The 16,136-nt window shown below is 42.7% G+C and carries 14 protein-coding genes; 9 read left to right on the top strand and 5 right to left on the bottom strand.

Annotation, left to right across the window (positions count from 1 at the left end; translation table 11 throughout):
- Window positions 1-237 precede the first annotated feature (237 nt).
- From fucP to rnk, 5 genes are all read left to right on the top strand, one after another.
- Complete coding sequence (fucP, locus tag DFP80_RS01220; protein WP_113914989.1) at window positions 238-1,536, top strand: L-fucose:H+ symporter permease; 1,299 nt, start codon at window positions 238-240, stop codon at window positions 1,534-1,536.
- Between the two features lie 123 nt (window positions 1,537-1,659).
- The gene (locus DFP80_RS01225; protein WP_113914990.1) at window positions 1,660-2,559 is read left to right on the top strand and encodes a helix-turn-helix transcriptional regulator; all 900 of its coding nucleotides are present in this window, start codon (window positions 1,660-1,662) and stop codon (window positions 2,557-2,559) included.
- A gap of 140 nt (window positions 2,560-2,699) precedes the next feature.
- Entirely contained in the window at window positions 2,700-4,046 is a 1,347-nt protein-coding gene (locus DFP80_RS01230; RefSeq protein WP_113914991.1) for an MFS transporter, read from the top strand.
- Between the two features lie 19 nt (window positions 4,047-4,065).
- Window positions 4,066-5,727: a glycoside hydrolase family 3 protein gene (locus DFP80_RS01235; RefSeq protein ID WP_113914992.1), complete on the top strand. Its 1,662-nt coding sequence runs from the start codon at window positions 4,066-4,068 to the stop codon at window positions 5,725-5,727.
- A 297-nt stretch (window positions 5,728-6,024) separates the two neighbouring features.
- Window positions 6,025-6,438 carry a nucleoside diphosphate kinase regulator gene (gene rnk, locus DFP80_RS01240; RefSeq protein ID WP_206610550.1) on the top strand — a complete coding sequence of 138 codons (414 nt, stop codon included), beginning with the start codon at window positions 6,025-6,027 and terminating at the stop codon, window positions 6,436-6,438.
- 114 nt (window positions 6,439-6,552) lie between these two features.
- On the opposite strand, the gene DFP80_RS01245 is transcribed toward rnk, so the two are convergent.
- The 5 genes from DFP80_RS01245 to DFP80_RS01265 are packed head-to-tail and all read right to left on the bottom strand — an operon-like array spanning window position 6,553 to window position 11,287.
- Window positions 6,553-7,791, bottom strand: coding sequence for an MFS transporter (locus tag DFP80_RS01245; RefSeq protein WP_113914994.1), 1,239 nt, complete (start codon window positions 7,789-7,791; stop codon window positions 6,553-6,555).
- Between the two features lie 15 nt (window positions 7,792-7,806).
- Window positions 7,807-8,256: a pseudoazurin gene (locus DFP80_RS01250; RefSeq protein ID WP_258546970.1), complete on the bottom strand. Its 450-nt coding sequence runs from the start codon at window positions 8,254-8,256 to the stop codon at window positions 7,807-7,809.
- Window positions 8,246-9,091, bottom strand: a complete 846-nt coding sequence (locus DFP80_RS01255) for an ABC transporter ATP-binding protein (RefSeq protein ID WP_113914995.1) — start codon at window positions 9,089-9,091, stop codon at window positions 8,246-8,248. Before DFP80_RS01255 ends, DFP80_RS01250 begins: the two co-directional genes overlap by 11 nt.
- Window positions 9,092-9,094: 3 nt before the next feature.
- On the bottom strand, window positions 9,095-10,150 hold the full coding sequence (locus tag DFP80_RS01260; RefSeq protein WP_113914996.1) for a FecCD family ABC transporter permease: 1,056 nt from the start codon (window positions 10,148-10,150) through the stop codon (window positions 9,095-9,097).
- Between the two features lie 36 nt (window positions 10,151-10,186).
- The gene (locus tag DFP80_RS01265; RefSeq protein ID WP_113914997.1) at window positions 10,187-11,287 is read right to left on the bottom strand and encodes an ABC transporter substrate-binding protein; all 1,101 of its coding nucleotides are present in this window, start codon (window positions 11,285-11,287) and stop codon (window positions 10,187-10,189) included.
- A 271-nt stretch (window positions 11,288-11,558) separates the two neighbouring features.
- Here DFP80_RS01265 and DFP80_RS01270 point away from each other — a divergent pair, with 271 nt between their 5' ends.
- Genes DFP80_RS01270 through dhbA form a run of 4 tightly spaced genes read left to right on the top strand, consistent with a single transcriptional unit; the run spans window position 11,559 to window position 16,033 of the window.
- Window positions 11,559-12,746, top strand: a complete 1,188-nt coding sequence (locus DFP80_RS01270) for an isochorismate synthase (protein ID WP_241560178.1) — start codon at window positions 11,559-11,561, stop codon at window positions 12,744-12,746.
- A complete protein-coding gene (locus DFP80_RS01275) occupies window positions 12,743-14,383 on the top strand; it encodes a (2,3-dihydroxybenzoyl)adenylate synthase (RefSeq protein ID WP_113914999.1) in 1,641 nt (546 codons plus the stop codon). The genes DFP80_RS01270 and DFP80_RS01275 overlap by 4 nt, the downstream gene beginning before the upstream one ends.
- 13 nt (window positions 14,384-14,396) lie before the next feature.
- The gene (locus tag DFP80_RS01280; protein ID WP_113915000.1) at window positions 14,397-15,278 is read left to right on the top strand and encodes an isochorismatase family protein; all 882 of its coding nucleotides are present in this window, start codon (window positions 14,397-14,399) and stop codon (window positions 15,276-15,278) included.
- Window positions 15,275-16,033 carry a 2,3-dihydro-2,3-dihydroxybenzoate dehydrogenase gene (gene dhbA / locus DFP80_RS01285; RefSeq protein ID WP_113915001.1) on the top strand — a complete coding sequence of 253 codons (759 nt, stop codon included), beginning with the start codon at window positions 15,275-15,277 and terminating at the stop codon, window positions 16,031-16,033. Before DFP80_RS01280 ends, dhbA begins: the two co-directional genes overlap by 4 nt.
- Window positions 16,034-16,136: the final 103 nt, after the last annotated feature.

The raw sequence follows: 16,136 nt of genomic DNA on the forward strand, positions 1-16,136 counted from the left end.
GTTTTATTCTGCAAGCGCATTTTTATAGAAAGTTGGTGGTAGGATCTCGCACCTTGTGTTTGATGTTGGTCGTAGAAAGGACGATTTTGGTGGTTCTAAATTACCCAAAATAATGTCTAAACTGTGGTTAGCCTATATCAATGTCTGATGGTGGTGAGATGCTTTTAAGCTGTCTTTTTAAGGACAGCGAGCATGTCCTATCATCCAACTATAAAATAAATAGATGTTGCTTGCTTTATGAAAAATCAAAATACAGCTCCTGAAAAATCCTTATCCGCTCCGTTCGTTTATCCGAACATGAAAATCGCGTTTATCTTATTGATTACCTGTTTTGCGGCATGGGGCGTCGCCGCCAACATGACCGATCCCTTGGTAAAAGTGTTTAGTAAAATTTTCACCATGAGTACGTTAGAATCAGCCTTAGTGCAGTTTGCGTATTATGGTGCGTATTTCTGTTTGGCGATTCCTGCCGCTTTTATCAATGCTCGTTATTCTTATAAAGCGGGCGTGTTAACGGGATTAGGTTTGGCTATTTTAGGTGCCTTGGCTTTTTATCCTGCTAGTGTGTCGATGACGTATGGTTTCTTTCTGGCTGCTTTGTTTATTTTGGCGGCTGGCTTGTCTATTTTGGAAACCTCAGCAAATCCTTTTGTGATGACCATGGGGCCAGAAGGTAGCGCAGCGCGTCGCTTGAATTTAGCTCAGGCGTTTAATCCAGTGGGTACTAACATCGGCGTATTTCTTGCGGCGACATTGATCCTTCCAAATTTAAACACCGCATCAGCTGAAGAAAGAGCCAGCATGGCACCAGAAATGCTGCTTAGCATTCGAGCTGATGAATTAAACAGCGTAATGACGCCTTATGTCGGCATGGCATTTGTTTTGATGATTATCTGGATTTTGATTTATTTAATGCGTGTGCCTAAATCAGCTAACAAGGTTAACGTTGATGAAGTTCAAACGATCGACTTTATGGCAACACTGGGCCGATTGTTCGCTAGAAAACAATACCGTTGGGGTGTCGTTGCGCAGTTTTTTAATGTTGCTGCGCAAACTTGTACTTGGACCTTTACTATTCAATATGTACAAGAAACACTGGGTGGTACCGAAGCCAGTGCGTCTGATTACTTGCAGTACAGTCTGATTATTTTCTTGGTGTCACGTTTTGTTATGACTTGGTTGATGGGTTTTTTCCGTCCTGCTGTCTTGCTAAGCATCTTGGCTCTAGTTGGTACTGTTTTATGCCTCTATGCTGTGATGGTGCCAGGTATAACTGGTGTTTGGGCGATCGTGTCTATTTCAGCTTGTTTATCTTTGATGTTCCCAACGATTTACAGTATCGCATTGGATGGTCTTGGAAGCGATACGAAATTCGGCTCTGCGGGTTTGGTAATGGCTATTTTAGGTGGTGCGGTAATGCCATTGATTCAAGGTGCGACCATTGATGAATATGGCGCTATTATTTCTTACTTTGTGCCTGCTGCGTGTTTTCTTGTTGTAGCCGGTTATGGTTTATTTGCCATAAAGCGTACTTAATCATTTATGGATTGAATCGAAGCCTCGCAGTAGCGGGGCTTTTTTCGTTGTGACATTTGTTAATAACTTGCTTATGATTCTTGGCAGAAGAGTGATGTCGTAAATTAGGAAATTAACCTTGCCATGTATTTGTCTAATCGAGCAGAGATATTGGAGCAAGATGCCCGCATTTTTGCCCATAGTGTGACCCAATGTGAGCTACATCATCATGATGCTCATGAATGTTTATGGGTGGTGAAAGGGCGTATTCGGGTTCAAGTGATGGATGAAATACTGCTTTTGCAGGAAGGCGACGTCTTATTTATCAACAAAGGATTACCTCATGCCACTCAAGCCACTGAAGAAGATAATTTAGTCCTTTGCCTACAGCATAACTTTGTTGGAGTCGCTTTAGATACGTGCCCAATGAAAACATGGAGTGCAGTCCAGAAAAATACATTGCCAACGATTAAGCGACTGATGGCGCATCTGTGGTGGGAGCAATACTATAAAGCGGATTATTGGCAACAGGCTCAAACCAGTTTACTTTCTCAACTAGGGGTGCTGTTTGCTCGTTATTTTCCTTCGATCAAAACTATGAAAGCAGACTCTCTGGAATCTACTTTATTGATGAATGATTTATTAAGTCAGATCACATTGCGCTATCAAGAGCATCTTTCTTTGTCCATGTTAGCTGAGGAGCGAGGGCTATCGGAAGCCTATTTGAGCCGATATTTTAAAGCCAAAGTAGGTGAGACTTTTTTACGCTATTTGACTCTTTATCGATTAGAAAAAAGTTTGTCAGACTTGGCGCAGAAACCTAAGAAATCTGTATCAGACATCGCCTTTGATCATGGTTTTCCTTCTGTAAAAGCCTTTAATATGGCGTTTCGTCGAGAGTATGACAGCACGCCAACGGAGTTTCGTCTTAAGCGGGAGTCTATAAGTTTGGTGAGTGTGGGCCAAGCTTATGCCGGTGTAGATTTAGTGCTTTTAAAGCAGCGGATTATGCCGTGGCTGGATAGACAATTTTTGTACCTTTAAAGGTCTTTCGGATGAAAACTTAGTTTGAGATAATTTTTCAGGTCAAAAAATGGCTAATGAGTAGGTCAAAAATCGGATAGCGCAATTGAGATTAATTCCCATAATGAAGCGAAACAATAAATAAAAGAAAAGGTTTCATTATGAAAAAATTGTCTTTTTTCGATAAAGTTAGTTATGGCTTTGGCGACTTAGCCAGTAATGTGGTGTTTACTGCGGTTGGCACCTATTTGATGTTTTTCTATACTGATGTTTTTGGTATTTCTGCAGCTCTCGTTGGTACATTGTTTTTTGTTACTCGAATGTGGGATGCCATTTCAGATCCAATTATGGGGATGATCGGAGATAGAACTCAAACTCGATTCGGTAAGTTTCGCCCCTATTTGCTTTATGTTCCTATTCCTCTGGCGATTGTTGCTGTGCTCACTTTTACTACGCCTGATATGGATGATTCCGGTAAGATCATTTGGGCATTTGTGACCTACATTTTATTGATGACACTTTACACTGCTATCAATATTCCTTATTCCTCTCTACCAGCAACCATATCGGATAGCCCAGTTGAGCGTGGCCAGATGGCTTCATTTCGTATGGTGTTGGCGTTTACTGGTGCATTATTGGTAAATGCAAGTACGTTACCACTGGTTGAGTTTTTTGGTGGTGGCAACAAGCAGCAAGGCTTTCAATACACCATGATGTTGCTAAGTGTCATTATGATAGTGATGTTTTGGCTATGTTTTTCTCGCGTCAAAGAGCGTGTCCCCATGATCAAACAGCGCACTTCGCTGAAAGACGATTTTACCGTGGTGATCAACAATCGTGCATGGTGGATCACCATCTTAATGGGCATTCCTCTGTTTACTTTTACTATCATGCCATTTGCTGTGGGTATGTATTATTTTACTTATATCGTGGGCGACGCTAGTAAAGCGGGTGTGTTTTTTACCATGGCCAGCCTGGGTATGATCGTAGGTTCAGCTCTGATGTCTCAGTTAGTTAAACGTTATTCAAAGCGAAACCTAGTGATAGTGGGGGCGCTGTTGAGTATGTGTTTGATTAGTAATTTGTACTGGGTTGATCCATCTGACGTTTATGTGATCTACGCCATTATCTTTTTTAATCAGTTGTCGAAAGGGATTGCTGCTTCTTCATTGTGGGGATTGGTTGCTGATACTGCAGATTATGTCGAGTGGAAGTCTGGTCGTCGTGTGGTGGGGTTGTCTACCAGTTCAGCGACCTTCTCCCATAAATTTGGTATGGGCTTAAGCGGCGCTTTAGTGGGTATTGGACTGAGTATTGCTGGTTATCAAGCTGGCGTTGAGCAGACTGCTGAGTCAGCTCAGATGATTTTACTTTTCATGAGTTTGATCCCTGCTTTTGGTGCAGGCTGTATTGCTGTTATCGCTTACTTTTATCCTATTACGCAAGAAATTGAAGATACCATGCAATCTGAATTGCGTGTGACCCGTGCAGCAAACCGAGCTAACTAAGGAATACTGAGGTTTTATTATGAATGAGTTATTCCGGAACGCACCGTTTTTTCTAGGTGATGATGAGCTTGATTGGGTGGATGAAACATATTCAAAGCTAACGTTAGAGCAAAAAGTAGGGCAGCTGTTTAATCTTATTGTGAGAGCAAATTCTGCGGAAGAGTTGTCTCTTATTGATACGATTCAACCTGGCGCGGTAACCAAGTTTGTTGGGCAAGACCTTGATGCTGAGGTGGGTATGATGAATCAGCTACGCAGCCATTCTGTTATTCCACTTTTAGTTAGTGGTGATCTTGAGGGTGGCGGTATGAGTTTTCCGTTTGGCGCTCAAGTCCCAAATCAGCTTGGTCTTGCAGGGTTAAAAGATGAGCGTGCGGTGACGTATTGTACTCAAGTGATTGCGCAAGAAGCGGCCTTGCTTGGCATTAATTGGTCATTCACTCCGGTTGTCGACATTAATACTAAGTTTCGCAGTGCAGTGGTAGGAACTCGATCTTATGGTAGTGATGTTGATGTTATCGAAAGTATGAGTAAGTCAAATATTACTGCATTTCAAAATTACGGTATTGCAGCAACGGCAAAGCATTGGCCGGGAGAAGGTTTCGACGACCGAGACCAGCACTTAGTGACAACGGTAAATCCATTAAATATGACCGAATGGGAAGAGGGCTACGGGCGACTTTATCGTAGTGCCATTGACGGCAATGTGATGTCGATCATGTCGGCTCACATCGCTCTGCCTGAATATTCCAAAGCTCATGAAAATAATCCAGAAGAGTGGTGGCGTCCAGCCAGTGTGAGTAAGTTGCTCAACGAGAAACTTTTGCGTGGTGAACTGGGTTTTAATGGCTTAATTGTCTCAGATGCTACGGTTATGGCCGGGCTAAGCAGTTGGGCGAAACGGGAAGATGTTGTTGCCCAGATCATTGAAAACGGTTGCGATATGTTGCTGTTTTGCAAGGATCCAGTCGAAGATTACGCTTACATGTTCAAAGCTGTGCGGGAAGGTCGAGTATCTGAGTTGCGCTTAGAACAATCCGTGCGGCGTATTTTGGCAATGAAAGCGGCTTTGGGATTGCATAAAGTGCAAGATGACATTAGCGCTAATAAATTTAAGGATCTATTGGCCTCAGACTACGCGGAACGAATCCCTGAGCTGAATCGTCGTACGGTTCACTTAGTAAAAAATCGTGATAACATTTTGCCAATTAGTTTAGAGCGTCATCAGCGTGTACTTATTATATCTACTGGAATTCGGCATGTTTTTAGCCCTGAGCCTGCGCCATTAAATGTGGCTAATATGCTCAGAAATGAAGGCTTTGAAGTGACAGAGTTTCAAGCAGGTATGGCCTTAAATATGAAGGATTATGATTTGTTGCTTTATCTTAATGCTGATGAATCTATGTTGGTGAAGTCACATATTTATATTGATTGGATGGCATTACACGATGGTTTTGGTAATGCGATGTATCGTCCTTGGGTCGATATTCCGACTGTGATGGTCTCATTTGGCCACCCATATCTTTTGTATGATGCACCTAAAGTACCTGTTTATATTAATGCTTATAGCCCTTTATTGGAGGTCCAAAAGGCTGTCGTGGATGGTTTGTTGGGACGAATGAGTTTTAATACGGATGCTGCGATTGATCCGTTCTGTGGATTAGAGCAACTGCATTATTGATCTATGATTGATTTGATAAGGGGAGCTTGTGTGCTTGATGCATACAGGCTCTTTTTTTGTTTACTGACTTTGCTCTTTGACTCGATTATGATGATCTATTGTGGTGCAAAACCACCACTCTAATTGGAAAGAACGAGTGTTATAAAACAAGGAAGGTTTCTTGCCAGAGCCAATTTTCCTTCCATTATGCTGTTTAAACACACTAGAAAATTTTTGAATTAAGTCGTAGGTAACACGTTTACTTACGGCTTTTTTCTGTTTCAAGTAATAGGTTAGACCAAGAGAAAAAGGTAGATTATGATGCAAAGACCACAAATAACCATTTCATCATTAGATGCTGTGAGACTTGAGAAGATACTGGATTCATTAAGTTATTCCCAATTCCCCAACAAGGATGATTTACAGGAGGAGATTAATCGTGCCGACATTGTTGAGCCAAGAGAGATGCCAGACAATATTGTGACGATGAATTCGACGGTGAGATTTAAAGTCTTGTCTTCAGGAAAAGAGTTTTCGAAAACCTTGGTTTATCCAAAAGATGCCAATGGTGCTGAAGATACTGTTTCAGTTTTAGCGCCTGTTGGTAGTGCCTTACTTGGCCTTCAAGAAGGTGATCAAATTGATTGGCCTAAGCCAAATGGTGATGTGTTGTCTGTGACTATTATTCAAGTGGATTATCAGCCTGAACGCGCAGGCGAGTTTCAACTTTAAATGATCTTTAACTACAGACGGTTTTTAACTGCGGAGGCGCTGCTTTAGTCGCTGCTTTTGTTTTGAAAAATAACCCCTTGCACCACTGCTCGGGGTTATTTTTACACGATATTTTCAGTCTTCTAAGGCCGTATTCTGGTTTTTTAAATGACTGGTCACTTGAAGAAAAAGTAGTAGGCCTGAGAGCATGCCAAAGCTGGCTAAACCAAACCAGACCCAGCTGTGAGACAGGTTGGTAGAACTAAGTAGCCAGCCTGTTGAAATGTTTCCAATAAAGGCATAAATACCGCCAATACAGGAATATAGCCCATAATGACTGCCCAATTCTTTTGCCTGACAAAAGGTTGGCACATGCGCTCCGAGTAATGGAAAAACCAGCATAGAGCCCAAACTAAAAAACAGGGCGCAGATTATGAAGGGAAGCGCTGGGACAGCTGAAATGGTTAAGTTGAGCCATAAATAGCTGGCACCCATGATGGTCATGCCAAGCCCCATGCCTGTCGCCGTTCCAAGATGCTTTGCTACGAAGCGACTCACGGGCATTTGCATGAGAACTCCGGTAATGGATGAGGTGGCGAATACCCAAGTAATGATGGTAACGTCCTGAGTGACTACGCGAACTTCATGAGGGGTTGCAATATACAGCTGGTGGAACAATAAGTGATAGACCGAGGAGCAGAGGACAAACAGCATAAAGGCTTTATGAGTCAGCATGCTGCCCCATTGTTGCCAAAAAACTGGCCGGTTTTTAGCCGTTTTTTGCTGTGATTCAAGCTCTGGTAAATAGCGCCATTGAATGATGAGGAGTACGCTGAATAAGCTAGCGGATAGAATGCCCACAAGCGAAAAATCTAAGCTTAGTAACGCCAACCCAAGCAATGGACCGAGTAGCATGCCTGCTTCTGATGTCAGGTTCTGTAAGGCAAAGACTTTTTGTCTTTGATTTTGATGAGGGTATTCAGAGGCCAAATAAGCTTGGCTGCTAGGGGTAAATAATGCCCCAGCAAAGCCAGAGCAAAATGCCCCCAACAACAGAGCAGGCAAACTTTGTCCTAATCCTAATAGTGCAAAGCCTAAGATCCGAACGGCGCACCCCATTAAAATTAAGCGTTTATAGCCAAATCGGTCACCTAGTGTGCCACCGACCAAAAACAGACCTTGTTGACTCAGTACTCGTAAGCCAATAATGGCGCCTACATACCAACCAGTTAGGCCGATATCTTGTTCAAGATGATCTGCCAAATAAGGCAGTAGCATATAAAAGCCAAGATTGAAGGTGAAACCATTAATGACCAACACGCGACCTGCTGGAGACAGCAAGTGAAAATCGTTAATAAAGTGCTTAAATAGCATGTGGCTCTTATAAAATTAAGGTACTTGAATGTTGGCTAGTAGGGCATCGATGCGTTCGGGCTTTAACGCCATTTTGGCTCGTAATCTAGGCGCTTTTTTCTCAACTAGACTCAGGTTTTTGGCTTCGCCAACTTGAATGACTCCGACCATCCCCATCATTAAATGAGGCGGGCAATAATAAAGATGGATGCCTTCTTGATCAAGCGCCACAGTGTACTCTTTATCCAAGGGTGTTTTCCATTGTTTCGCGTCTTTTGGCACCACATAGGACTGCGCATTGTGTCCCGAGTGAGTTGGTATAAAGGTGACGGTATCACCTAAACTGGCATGAATGTAGGCAGGTTGGAAAATCATCCCACCGTCCTTACCTGATCCATAATTTAACATCTGTACCTGCCAATTTTTTGCTAATGAAGTACTGCTTAACATGATCAAAAATATGGAAAAAAGACATTTAGAGAGCACGTTCAACTCCTTTGGACGAATTGGAAGAGGTGTGTTGTTGGCTTTCGGCTGATAGGGGCTGCGCTTGTTTGCCTTGTCGAATCGTGCGAACAAATGGAATGCCTTGTGAATCCTTTGATATCTCCGCTTTTACACCGTACACCTGCTCGACAAGTTGCGGGGTAAGAATGTCGCTAGGGTGGCCACTTTCAACCACATGACCCTCTTTTAGAACCAATAAGTTATCGGCATATTGGGCGGCTAGGTTTAGGTCATGGAGTACCATTAAGGTGACCCAGCCTTGTTGTTTAGTCTGCTGATCCAAATGATCTAAAAGTACATGTTGGAAATGCAAATCTAAGGCGCTTACTGGCTCATCTAACATGAGAATTTTAGGGTTCCTCATCAGAGCTTGTGCAAATAAGATCATCTGACATTGTCCACCACTGAGCTTATTGACGGAGCGATTTGCTAAATGCAATAGCCCAATGGTTTCCAACGCGCTAAGCGCTTGTTCGATGAGTGAGTCGTCCAGTCGCAAACTCAAGGCATCCAATTGCCCAAGTAAGACCACCTCCAACACACTTAACTCAACATCAAGGCGAATGTCTTGAGGCATGTAGCCAAATTGCTTACGCCAATGGGACAGTTGCTTTGGATGAAGTGTTTCATCAAAAAACGAGATGTCACCAGACTTGGCTTGAATATCGCCAAACAGGGTTTTCAAGAGCGTACTTTTTCCTGTGCCATTCGGACCAATAATCACATTAACTTTGCCCGGTTGGAGAGAGAACGACATGTTCTTGGCGAGTATCAAGGTGTCCAAAGACACATTGAGATTGTTCACTTGCAGCATAATTTAGCGCCTTTTTCCTAAAATTAGCCAAAAGAAGAAAGGCACACCTATGATCGCGGTGACGATCCCGATCGGGAATAAAGCGCCAGGGACAATGACCTTAGAAAGAACGGATGCACTGGATAATAAAAAAGCACCGATTAAAAAAGATAGAGGCAGAAAGAAGCGTTGGTCTTCGCCTACCAGAATTTTGGCGATGTTGGGGGCGACAATACCAATAAAGCCGATGATACCCACAAAACTGGTCACAGTAGCGGTCATCAAAGCCACAATGAAAAGCGTTTTTAACCTTAAGCGACTGACGTTTACGCCTAGGCTTTTTGCTCGTTCCTCGCCCAATCTTAGGGCGGTTAGCTGCCAAGCATCTCTCATTAGAAACACCATGCACACGAATGTGATGCTGCCGACAATGGCGAGGTTGCTCCATGACGCTTTTGATAAACTGCCGAACAACCAAAATAAAATTTGCTGGCTGAGTTCGGGAGAAGAGATGAATTGCACTAATGACAGCAATGACTGGAATAGGAAAAGTAAGGCAATCCCGGCCAAGATCAGTTGTCCCGAACTAATGTGTCGCATAGTGGCGAGAGCAAATAGGAAGGCCGCAGCCAACATACAGCAAATAAAAGCACCAAGCGGTACGGCCACATTGGCATTTAATCCCAGTGAACCGACATAAAGCGTTAATGCTGCGCCAAAACCTGCAGCCGCGGCCATTCCTAAGGTATACGGGCTGGCCATAGGATTGTTTAACAGAGTTTGCATCTCGGCACCGCCAACCCCTAATACACCACCGACAATGACCGCCATGATTGCAATGGGTAATCTGAGGTTGGTAACGATGACCTTGGTGGTTGGGTCTACTTCTGTATTAAAGCCAATTAAGTGAAGCAGGGCATTTGCAACGTCTTTGACGTTTAAAAGAGATGGGCCAGTGGCCACATCCAAAATGAAAGAGGTCAATAAAACCACGGATAGGATACTAATAACAAACCAGCGACGTTGCTCAGAACGTCGCTGGTTTGAAATAGCATCAGAAAGTAAACCTGATGACTGCATAGTTAGAATACCGACTTTAACTGTGTAAGCGGTATATTACTCCGAAATTTGAACGGTAAAAGTACCTGTTGGGGTAACTGGTAAGTATTTTTTATAGAAATCCAAGTACGCTTGTTCTGGATTGATGTCCTTAAAGACGCTGGGGTACATGGCTTTGGCCATAAACTGAGCCATAGATGCGTCTAGGATAGTACGTGATGCACCTTGATAGATGCCGTACACTTGGCCTTTTTCAACGGCTGGCATTTGTGCCCAACCTGGACGATTGGTAAAGCCTTTTAGGCGTTCCTCTGCAAGAGTGCGTTTAATGCCTTGTCCCATTGGCATAGCGTCGCCTTTGACACCGGATTCAGTACCTGCAATGAACACAACCTGCGGCTTAGATGCCAGCACCTGTTCTGGATTCATCGGTCCCCACCATTCAACAAAGGGTGCGGCGATGTTATCTCCTTGCAGCATGGTGACCATTGCGCCCCACATGTTTTTACCGTAAGTGAAACTGTACTGACTCGGCCCTTTATTGCCAAATTCGACGTAAGTACGAGGCTGCGGAAGGTTCGCAGCTTGAATGCGAGATAACGTTGCTTCAATGGTCGCTTGGTATTCATTCGCAATTTGATTCGCACGTTCTTCTTGGCCGGTTAAAGTGCCGATGATATGCGTGCTTTTTAAATGACGTTGTAAGGTCTGCGCATTGTAATCCACAACCACAATAGGAATGCCGGCGTCTTCTAGACGGTCAACGTCCATGCCTAAACCTTTGTATTGCCAATCTGAAAGTAGGACCACGCTCGGTTTAAGGCTCAGTACTTTTTCAATGGAAAAGGTTTGAGCTTCAACTTCTCCTACATCGGGAATGTCTTTTAGAGAGGGGCGGTATTGAGTGTATAGGTTCCAGCTTGCAGGGCGCCAGCCTTCCCATGTATCACGGGATAAGCCAACGACATGGTCAAAGGCTTTCTCCGTGCCTATCGCCATATAATCTTCGGCATAAAATCCGAGAACAACACGTTTAGCCGGCACGTCGACTTCGACTTGTCGCCCTAATACGTCATCTATAACGGTTACTTTTGCTTGGACTGCACCAGTTAATATGGACATTCCAAGAGCCATGGCAAGAAGGGAACCTAGCTTCATCAATGCGATCCTTTTTTGAGAATGATTTTCGTTTGCGAATCTTACGGATCGAGAGGGATTAATCAAGCGTTTTATTAAGATTTAAGGTGTATTTGAGAGTTATTTTTATATGAAATAAGAGAGAAAGCTTTATTTTTTAAAAAGGAGCTCCTACGAAGTTAAGAAACTTCAACAGAGTGCTTACGGATAATTTACAAGTAAGTATTTTTCATTTTAATTGAAAATAATTCTCATTAAGTCTATATTGTTTTTTGATAATGGTTATCATTACATGGAGTTTGTTATGGACGCTACCCTTCCAAAATATACTGATGCTTTAGCATTAGATAGATCTCAAAATGATGTGTTTTTATTCAATTCAAACTTTAATCTTGTGCGCACTAATGGTATTCGTCAACGTATTACTGTTCCTCTGCTTAGTGGTGCTTTTCATCAAGAAGTCCAAACGGTATTTAAAAAAGAGAAAATTCAAGGACGGTGTAATCCTATTTTAGTTGGGGCCATTCCATTTGATATGAATCAGCCCGCTCAACTGGTGATACCGGAGTGGTATGAAAGGGCGAAACCTTTCAGCTGTACTTTTTCACCATTCATCGATAAAGACTTTATTCATCATGCAAGTCAGCATAGCTTTACTCCAAACTATGTAGATTTTATAGACATGATAGAACAAGCGCTGTCAATTCTTAAGAATAGTTCTCTGAAAAAAGTGGTGTTATCTAAAATACTTAAATTAACTTTAGATAGAAACGTTGATATACCTCGTTTATTGGCCAATATAATGGCGCAAAACCCAAGTGCTTATCATTTTAGTGTGCCGCTTGAAAATAGTGTTTTAATTGGTGCTAGTCCTGAATTACTTGTCAGAAAACAAGGCAATAACATATTCTCCAATCCACTAGCGGGGTCTGCTAAACGTTTTAGAGATGTTGATGCTGATCGAGAGGCTGCACAAACTCTATCTAATTCCGTTAAAGACCAATATGAACACCGACTTGTTGTTGATGCGATTCATGCGGCTTTATTACCTCTTGTTGAAAGCTTTAGAGCGCAAGAGAAGCCTCGTTTGATTTCAACACCCACGATGTGGCATTTATCAACCGATATTGAGGCGACACTTCCAACCATTAATACGCCTTCAATTTTTGATCTTATAAAGCATATCCATCCTACACCCGCAATGTGCGGTACTCCGACAGTGCAAGCACAGCATCGTATTGAAGCACTAGAACCTCATCAACGGGGTTTTTTCAGCGGCTTAGTTGGTTGGTGTGACGCAGAAGGTAATGGCGAGTGGGCTATTGCAATACGTTGTGCAGAAGTATCAGACAATAAAGTGACCTTATTCGCTGGAGCTGGAATCGTGCCAGATTCAAATCCCGAGAGTGAATGGTTAGAAACCAGTGCAAAAATGCGCACTATGCTGAATGCATTTGGAATAAAGGAAGATGTAATATGAGCATTACTTATACGCCATGGCCTGGATCGTTTGCCAAGAAATACCGAGAAAGGGGCTATTGGACCGATCGTCCATTGCTGGATTTAATTGAGAATGCGCCACAAGAAAATATTGCTGTTATTTGTGGTGAAAGATCGCTGAGCTATCAAAATTTGTGCTCTCAATCTAAGCGGTTAGCGGTTTACTTTCAGGACCTTGGTTTATGTACTGGAGATACAGCATTAGTTCAGCTTCCTAATGTCGCTGAGTTTTATGTGGTGTTCTTTGCGCTTATACGTCTGGGTGTCGCACCTGTTAATGCACTGTTTAGTCATAATAAAAATGAATTAACCGCTTATGCTAAACAAATCGAACCTAAGATTATCATAGCCAGTAATGAGCATGCCTTATTTCATGATAGTGCCTTTTTCAGCACGCTGAGTGTATCGTCAAAAGAATTGCCGCATGTTTTGCTTGTAGGTAAATCAGAATGGGCTGAATCTCTTGAAAATGTGCTTAGTTCATCGACGAGTACGTTATTAACTGCATTACCAAGTAAGGCGCATGATGTGGCGTTTTTTCAGCTTTCTGGTGGCAGTACCGGTACACCAAAACTTATCCCAAGAACGCATAATGATTACTTTTTTAGTGTGCGTCGTAGTACAGAAATTTGTCATTTTACGGCAGCTACAAAGTATTTATGTGCCTTACCTTGCGCACATAATTTTCCAATGAGCTCTCCTGGTGCTTTCGGTGTTTTTCATGTTGGTGGCTGTGTGGTTATGTCGCCAAGCCCTGATCCGAATACGTGTTTTGAGTTAATTGAACGTTATCGAGTTACGGTTGCTGCGTTGGTTCCTCCTGCTTTGACTTTATGGCTACAAGCGGCGCAGTTGAATAAAGCTGCTTTGTCTTCATTGCAGCTAATGCAGGTTGGTGGGGCGAAATTGAGTGAAAGTCTTGCTCGACAAGTTCCAATTGTATTGGGTTGTCAGTTGCAACAGATTCTTGGTATGGCTGAAGGCTTGGTGAATTACACTAGGTTGGATGATGATTTTGAGACAATAGTTACAACGCAAGGCCGTCCTATGTGTTCGCTTGATGAAGTGAAAATCATTAATAATGCTGGTGAAGACGTTGCAGCAGGAGAAATTGGTGAATTAATAACTCGAGGCCCTTATACCATCCGTGGTTATTATAAGGCACCAGATCATAACGCTAAAGTATTTGATTCTGAGGGGTTTTATCATTCGGGCGATTTAGTGCGTCGTAATGATAATGGCTATTTAACGGTTGTTGGGCGGGATAAAGATCAAATAAATCGTGGCGGTGAAAAGATTGCTGCAGAAGAAATAGAAAACCTCCTATTGAAGCATGAGCAGATTATGCACAGTGCGCTCGTCTCTATGCCAGATAGTATGATGGGAGAAAAGAGCTGTGCTTTTATTGTCCCTAAAGCTGCTGGTCATGGAATGAAAAGTATCATGTTGCGTAAATATTTAAGGGGGCTTGGTGTGGCGGATTATAAAGTGCCTGATAGATTTGAATTTATTGACTCTCTTCCCCTTACGCCAGTTGGTAAGCCTAATAAAGTTGTATTGCGCGAAGAGATACGCCAACGCTTACAGTCTAATTCTGAATTAGACAAAACGCTATAAAAAAAGGACTATTATGAGCATCCCAACAATACCTTCTTACCCTATGCCAACACCTGATACTTTTCCTAACCAAAAAGTGAATTGGGTATTGGAACCGAAGCGTGCCGTGTTTTTGATTCATGATATGCAGGCGTATTTTTTACGTTTTTACAGTCCTGAATCTGAGTTAATTAAAACCCTAAAACAAAATCTGGCTGCGATCAAAGCGTACTGTCGAGCGAATGGTATTCCTATTGTTTATACCGCACAGCCCAATGATCAAAAGCCCGAAGATAGGGCTTTGCTTAATGATATGTGGGGGAGTGGGTTGAATAATTTCCCTGAGTTGCAAAACATTGTCGAAGAACTGGCCCCGGATGAAAAAGATACTGTGTTGGTGAAGTGGCGCTATAGCGCTTATCATCGCTCTAATTTACAAGAGCTTATGCAGGGCTGGGGGCGTGATCAATTATTAATTGGTGGTGTTTATGCTCACATTGGCTGCATGATTACTGCCGTAGATGCCTTTATGCGCGATATTCAACCGTTTTTGATCGGAGATGCTTTGGCAGACTTTAGTGAGGAAGAGCATCGTCAAGCTCTAGCATTTACTGGAGGGCGAACAGGGCGTGTCGTATCAACCAAAGAGGTGCTTATCGCAACAGATGTTGCTGGTGTGGCTTTTCATTATGAGCAACTGAAAGCGCAGATTTTTGCATGCCTTGACGACGATATTCAAGAATTTAGTGCCGATAAGGATCTTATAGAATATGGGCTTGATGCGATTCAAGTTATGTCGTTGGTGGCAAAATGGAAGGTTAAGGGAATTGAGGTTTCTTTTCAGGAATTAGCGGCTGCCGCAACGCTTAATGGCTGGTGGAGCCTTATTCAAAGTAAAAGAGAGTGTGCAGTATGATCAATTCTCTCGATTTCTCTGGGAAAACTGTATGGGTGACTGGCGCCGGAAGAGGAATAGGATTAGAAGTGGCTAATCAATTTACTGAGCTGGGCGCGAACGTTATTGGTTTTGATCTGTCATTTGATAATGAGTTTTACGGTTTTAATTGTGTAGTGCTGGATATTAGCGATGAAGATGCTGTCTCTCATGCTGTGCAAAAAGTACTGAGTGGTTTTCCACGATTAGATGTCTTGGTTAATGGTGCAGGTATATTACGCCTAGGAAGTGTAGAGGAAACAGGCTTTGATGATTTCAAACGCTGCTTTAATGTCAATGCTGGTGGTGCTTTTTTAATGGTTAAGCATACGATTCCAACCTTTAAGCGTCAGAGGGGTGGGGCGATTGTCACGATTAGCTCGAACGCGGCAAAGGTTCCACGTCAAAATATGGCTGCTTACTGTGCTTCCAAAGCTGCTTTGAGTTCGCTTAGTCATACGGCTGGATTAGAGTTGGCACCTTATGGTGTGCGTTGTAACTTGGTGTGCCCTGGCTCAACAGATACACCAATGCAGCGAATGTTGTGGACAAATAATGAAGCAGAGCAGAGCACTATCAAAGGCTTTCCAGAACAATATAAACTCGGTATACCTTTAGGGAAAATTGCCCAACCGAACGATGTTGCCCAAGTGGTCTTGTTCTTTGCTTCCGCAATGTCGAACCATATCACTATGCAAGATGTAGTGGTGGACGGTGGTGCAACCTTGAATGCTTAATGAGTTTCTTTTGAAACAGATTGAATGCTCAATATAGTTGTTATGTTGGGCATTTTTTATTAGCTGTAACTAAATGGTATGTGTCTTAACTTGATTTTTAAAA

Origin of the sequence: Marinomonas rhizomae (assembly GCF_003315485.1) — a bacterium.
GTDB classification, from domain to species: domain Bacteria; phylum Pseudomonadota; class Gammaproteobacteria; order Pseudomonadales; family Marinomonadaceae; genus Marinomonas; species Marinomonas rhizomae.

Coding starts and splice junctions, on each gene's coding strand:
- fucP (WP_113914989.1), top strand. CDS start 238: ATGAAAAATCAAAATACAGCTCCTGAAAAATCCTTATCCGCTCCGTTC.
- DFP80_RS01225 (WP_113914990.1), top strand. CDS start 1,660: ATGTATTTGTCTAATCGAGCAGAGATATTGGAGCAAGATGCCCGCATT.
- DFP80_RS01230 (WP_113914991.1), top strand. CDS start 2,700: ATGAAAAAATTGTCTTTTTTCGATAAAGTTAGTTATGGCTTTGGCGAC.
- DFP80_RS01235 (WP_113914992.1), top strand. CDS start 4,066: ATGAATGAGTTATTCCGGAACGCACCGTTTTTTCTAGGTGATGATGAG.
- rnk (WP_206610550.1), top strand. CDS start 6,025: ATGATGCAAAGACCACAAATAACCATTTCATCATTAGATGCTGTGAGA.
- DFP80_RS01245 (WP_113914994.1), bottom strand. CDS start 7,791: ATGCTATTTAAGCACTTTATTAACGATTTTCACTTGCTGTCTCCAGCA.
- DFP80_RS01255 (WP_113914995.1), bottom strand. CDS start 9,091: ATGCTGCAAGTGAACAATCTCAATGTGTCTTTGGACACCTTGATACTC.
- DFP80_RS01260 (WP_113914996.1), bottom strand. CDS start 10,150: ATGCAGTCATCAGGTTTACTTTCTGATGCTATTTCAAACCAGCGACGT.
- DFP80_RS01265 (WP_113914997.1), bottom strand. CDS start 11,287: ATGAAGCTAGGTTCCCTTCTTGCCATGGCTCTTGGAATGTCCATATTA.
- DFP80_RS01270 (WP_241560178.1), top strand. CDS start 11,559: ATGGAGTTTGTTATGGACGCTACCCTTCCAAAATATACTGATGCTTTA.
- DFP80_RS01275 (WP_113914999.1), top strand. CDS start 12,743: ATGAGCATTACTTATACGCCATGGCCTGGATCGTTTGCCAAGAAATAC.
- DFP80_RS01280 (WP_113915000.1), top strand. CDS start 14,397: ATGAGCATCCCAACAATACCTTCTTACCCTATGCCAACACCTGATACT.
- dhbA (WP_113915001.1), top strand. CDS start 15,275: ATGATCAATTCTCTCGATTTCTCTGGGAAAACTGTATGGGTGACTGGC.